The following is a 5,052-nucleotide window of genomic DNA, read 5'->3' as shown; positions in this document are numbered from 1 at the left end:
GTAGATCTGGTATCTTTGCACTTCGGTAAGTTGTTTGTATTTCATCTGTGATTCACTGTGGTAGGTAAATTACGATGATACAGCAACTTACCGTTTTTGTTTAAACAGTGTCGCACTTACTAGTTGAATCCAAGCATTATTTGAAAACGAGCAAAATAAAAAATCACCGACAGAAAACTTCGGCACAGGCAGTGAGTCGGTTGAAGATGTTTTAGATCCAGAATTATATGTAGATTATGATTTATCCGGTGTAAAACACAGTTTATATCCGTGGACAGGCGCGAACCAACGCATTGAAAAGCTGGTGCAAGCACCCGCATTGGTTTGCACGATTGATCATTTAATCCCTGCAACCGATGGTACTAAAGGCGGTAAGCAGATCGGCCCAATGTTAAGGTTGCTTACCGCTGATCTCGTCATTGATGAACCGGATGATTTTGGTTTAGAAGACTTGCCCGCCCTGTGTCGTTTGGTTTATTGGGCTGGTATGTTAGGCAGTCGCGTTCTACTTTCTACGGCTACTATGCCGCCAGATTTAGCCTTTGCTGCTTTTCAAGCATACCAAGCCGGCTGGGCTGAATATGCCAAGGTGAATGTTGCTGATTGGAACAAAACGATTAACTGTGCTTGGTTTGATGAGCGCACAAAAGGCGGCGCTCATAAAGCAGAGATGCAAGATTTTATTAGCTTTAAAGAGCAGCATGAAAAATACGTTCAAAAACGAGTGCAGTATTTAAGTTCAGGTGTAGAAAAACACAAAGCTGACATTCTTGATAACTTAGCGGTAACTGATAACCTCTATGTCAATTTTGCTAATACCATTATGCAGGGCTCTTTTACCTTGCATAAAAATAATCATGTAAACTTAGATGACAAACAAGTGTCGATTGGCTTAGTGCGTATGGCTAATATCAATCCTATGGTTGCTGTTGCTAAAGCATTATTAAACTTACCGGTACCTGATGATACGCACATACATTTATGCGTGTATCACAGCCGTTATCCATTGGCGGTGCGCTCCTATTTGGAAAGTAAGCTAGATCATATACTTAATCGAAAAGAAAAATGGCCGCCGCAAAGTGTACAAATTTTAATTAAAAAAAATGCGGCGAAAAATCAGCTGTTTATTGTATTAGCCTCCCCCGTAGCAGAGGTTGGGCGTGACCACGATTATGATTGGGCAATCATTGAGCCTAGTTCTATGCGTTCAATTATCCAGATAGCTGGGCGAGTGTTAAGACATAGAGATAAAGTTCCAGAACAAAATAATATTCTACTAATTAACCAAAACATCAAGCAACTGAAAGACAGTGAGCGCTGCTTTAGTCAGCCTGGTTTCGAGGTGGAAAGCTTAAAACTTAAGTTAAATAAACATACATTAAGAGAAGTACTGCATGAGTCACAATATCAACTCATTAATGCGGTAGAGCGGGTGATTAAGAGCAAGCAGCCAGCGCTAGAAAATTTGGTTGCGCTAGAGCACCAAGCTTTATTAACAAAATTATTTAAAAATCCAGATTCAGCTAAAATTTGGTGGAAAGAGCAGGTGCACTGGTGTGGGGTCGTACAAAACTTACAGGTATTTAGAAAATCCGCCAAAGACGAAGCCGTATATTTGCTTAACAAGGATGATGAGCTGATGTGGGCATGGAAGAATGAGGCGGCTTACCCACCTAAAATGGGGGCGCTATCAGGATCTGGCATCTCGATTAAAGATGAGTCGGCAACTTTTCCAACAGCGGATATCAGCTTTTGGTTTGATCTAAACCCGTTAACTATCTATGCAGAACTAGCCAGTGATTTTAATATCAGTACTGAAGAAGTTTCCCAGCGTTTTGGTGAGATAAGGCTCGTTAGCTACAAAAAAAATGACATAAATGAATATAAATGGTCTGCAAATTTAGGGGTTTATCAAGAGGTGATATTATGATTGAAGAACAAACAAAAGATCCAATGAGTGAGTGCGCATTAGGCTGGGAGCGCGTTATTAATGCTTTTTTTGCTGATAAGATAGAGACTGATTTTGCCAAGTATTTAAAAGATATATTTAAAAACATGGGCAGCGCCTATGAAAAAGAAGGTTTGCTTGTTAAGCAGGACATAGCCTTTATTTTTGACGCTAGAAAAAACAAAAAAAATAGATGGCGAAAAAGAAACTGCATTTATTTTAGAGCAAATTGCTTTGCTGCAAGGAATTAATGAAAAACCACAGTCAATTAACTTTTTAGATTTAGCTGCTGATATAAATACAAAGCAACAAGAATTCGCAAGTAAGTACGCACCTGAAAAATGGATAACTTGGGCAGCAGAAAACGCTAAAAACGTCACTTTTGCTACTCATGTGACAAAATTAACCCATTCCATTATTGACAGCCCATCTTTTTTTGACGTTTCGAAAACGACAAAAAATAGTCACCTATCGACGTCTAGCTTGGCTAACGTGATTATTGATGGTGCAGTAAAAGGAATGCAATATTCTCCTGTATATCAATTCCTAGAACTGGAATTTAACAATAAAAAGCTCGTCAGCGAATTTGTGCATTTAGACACTGTTTTATTAAGAAACTTTACTGAAAAACATGAGCAAATGTTGGCTTGGAATCAAGGCTTTTCAGCGGCTAGCATAACAGGAAAGCCTGCGGCACATTTTTTATTAAAACAGACGTACTTTCCGATAAGCAAAGATGAGTCTAGATTTAAATATCACCTTCTTTGCAATGTGGTGTCATCATCTAAAGCACAAGCTTTACACGAATTTTCTCGTCGAGGCTCAAAAGATATTTTTAAAATAAAAACCAGCAACAAATATTCAAATGAAATTTATTTTAGCTTTCCAAATAGGGCAAGCATCTCTATTACTGCAAGTAACCATGGTAATGCCTCGCAGCTAAACAATAAGCGAGGCGGACGCTTAGGCTTGTTTTCATGTCAACCCCCCGTTTGGCATTCACAAATCAAACCTCCAATTTATACAGGAAGCTTTTTCTACGAATTATCAAGAAATTATGCTGTAAAAGAAAATGTTCAATATTTATCTGATTTTTTAATTCGCTTTGACAGTTTGCAGTTAAGCATTAAAGACCCAAAGCGCATGCGCTGGGTTGAAGAGTGGATTGAAAATCTGGTCGATGAGGTATTGGTTTATGTCAAATCAATACAAGCCTTACCTGCGGGTTGGTCTCTTGTCGATGGTATTAAATTGAAGCCTGAACATCAGATTTTATTAGATTGCCATCGTCAAGATGACGCTTTTTTAGCGTCAAAAAACAGTCTGAATTGGCAAGGTGTTATCGTGCAAGATTTTGCTGACTGGTTAAATAACCGCCTAGTTAAAGCAGGTGAAAAATTCACACCACAAGAAGCACACACCAAGTTATGGAAGAAGCTTTTTAACGCTAATTTTAGAGAAGAATTTCCTGCTAAAAGTTTAAATCAGCAGAAGGGGGTGATATGAGCAAATACCTATTAATCGAAAGGATTAAGGTGCAAAACGCTAATGCAGCCTCTGGATTTACTTGGGGGTTTCCAGCGATCACGCATTTTTTAGGCTTTAGTCATAACCTAGATCGAAAGCTTAAATCTAATGAAACATTAAATAGCTTGGCTTTAGATGGTTGTATGGTTGTAGCTCATGAACAACACGTTCATACTTATAAAGATGGTTCTACAACAAGATTTTCACAGTATAAAACTGCTCAATATTTACCTTTGAAATTTGATGGTGGGATATTAAAAGATCCAGCAATTAATGAAGAGGCCAAAATGAACATGACCGTCTCTTTATTAATTCCGGTAAAAGGTTACCTCGGTGAATTACAAGATATGCTAGAAGAGTTTATTAAGAACATCTGTCATATACAGCGATTAGCCGGCGGAACAATCTTGTCTGTGGCAGACGTAAAAATACTTGATTTGACTAATGACGAGCAACTTAAGCGCGTAAGAAGAAAGCTATTGCCCGGTTCTGTTTTGCAAGATAGATCTGACTATTTAGAGCAGCACTTTTCAGATCTTAAAACATGCAATCCCAAGGCTGAATTATTAGATGCTTGGTTTGATTTTATTGTCTTGAAGCAGGTGGCGAGGCCAACCTGTGAGTTGTTAGATAAGCACTTTACGAGCCAAGAAAAAAATACTTCATTCTCACGGTTATGTGATATCTGGCTTGAGCATAAAAGCAAGCCTTATCAACAAGACGCTATACCTAACGAATTGATTATTTATTTTTCTGAGCAGCAAGAAAGCATTGACTCAAAAATTTTCATGCAATGGCAAAATTACCTAACGCCAAACGAAAAAACATCGGCTAACTGGGAATACGATAAAAAACCACAAGCTGGTTATCTGGTTCCCATTATGACCGGTTATAAAGCCATTACTGAGGTTTATCCAGCAGGTGAAATTGATGGAGCCAGAGATGCGGCAACAGACCTGTGTTTTGTCGAGTCGGTACATTCTGTGGGTGAATGGCAAAGTGTGCATCGTTTAAAAAGCAAAGAAGACTGGCAAGCGAGTGTTTGGCGTTATGCGCCTTATGAAAAAATTTGGTATTTGTGCCAGCAAAGTGCTGCAATCGTAAACCTAGTACCACTAGAAGATTTCACTATTGAAGATAGCAATAGTCATTATTAATTAAAAGAGGGGAAACAATGATGGTTAATTTACTGAGCAAAAAAGGAAATGCCAATGAGTATTAATTTACCGAGCATGTTATCTTTCGAGCGCAAGCTTGAAACATCTGATGCCTTAATGTTTTCAGGCGAATGGAGCAATATTACTTCTGCGGAAAAATGGAAGGATATTCAGATCACGAAAAGACAGAACCGTTCGACTCAAAGTGCACATGGCACAAAAGATGAGGATAAAATCAAGCCGAACCCTGTATCATCAAACAGCGATGATGCTAACTTGCCTTTGCAGCATGACACACTGAAAGTAAGTTTTAGTATGCGTGTAGTGGGCAACCTTGGTGTTCCTTTTGGTTGTAACTTGCCAGCATTTGGCAATTCAATTAAAACCAAGGTAATGGAATTTAAACAAAGTGCAGGCATT

5 protein-coding genes are annotated in these 5,052 nt (G+C 38.6%); all 5 read left to right on the top strand.

Annotated elements, in window-relative coordinates; all coding sequences use genetic code 11:
- Positions 1 to 304: 304 nt before the first annotated feature.
- Positions 305 to 1,930, top strand: a complete 1,626-nt coding sequence (locus ACRCZA_RS15475; protein ID WP_438675287.1) for a hypothetical protein — start codon at positions 305 to 307, stop codon at positions 1,928 to 1,930.
- Positions 1,927 to 2,199, top strand: a complete 273-nt coding sequence (locus ACRCZA_RS15470; RefSeq protein ID WP_438675286.1) for a hypothetical protein — start codon at positions 1,927 to 1,929, stop codon at positions 2,197 to 2,199. The genes ACRCZA_RS15475 and ACRCZA_RS15470 overlap by 4 nt, the downstream gene beginning before the upstream one ends.
- A complete protein-coding gene (gene csy1 / locus ACRCZA_RS15465; RefSeq protein WP_438675285.1) occupies positions 2,114 to 3,454 on the top strand; it encodes a type I-F CRISPR-associated protein Csy1 in 1,341 nt (446 codons plus the stop codon). The genes ACRCZA_RS15470 and csy1 overlap by 86 nt, the downstream gene beginning before the upstream one ends.
- A complete protein-coding gene (csy2, locus tag ACRCZA_RS15460; protein WP_438675284.1) occupies positions 3,451 to 4,632 on the top strand; it encodes a type I-F CRISPR-associated protein Csy2 in 1,182 nt (393 codons plus the stop codon). The genes csy1 and csy2 overlap by 4 nt, the downstream gene beginning before the upstream one ends.
- A gap of 54 nt (positions 4,633 to 4,686) precedes the next feature.
- The coding region (locus tag ACRCZA_RS15455; protein ID WP_438675283.1) for a type I-F CRISPR-associated protein Cas7f/Csy3 at positions 4,687 to 5,052 on the top strand (366 nt) is incomplete at its 3' end.

Origin of the sequence: Shewanella sp. (assembly GCF_051658185.1) — a bacterium.
GTDB lineage: Bacteria > Pseudomonadota > Gammaproteobacteria > Enterobacterales > Shewanellaceae > Shewanella.
The sequence above is the reverse complement of the archived record's forward strand: the minus strand, read 5'-3'. Positions and strand labels throughout refer to the sequence as shown.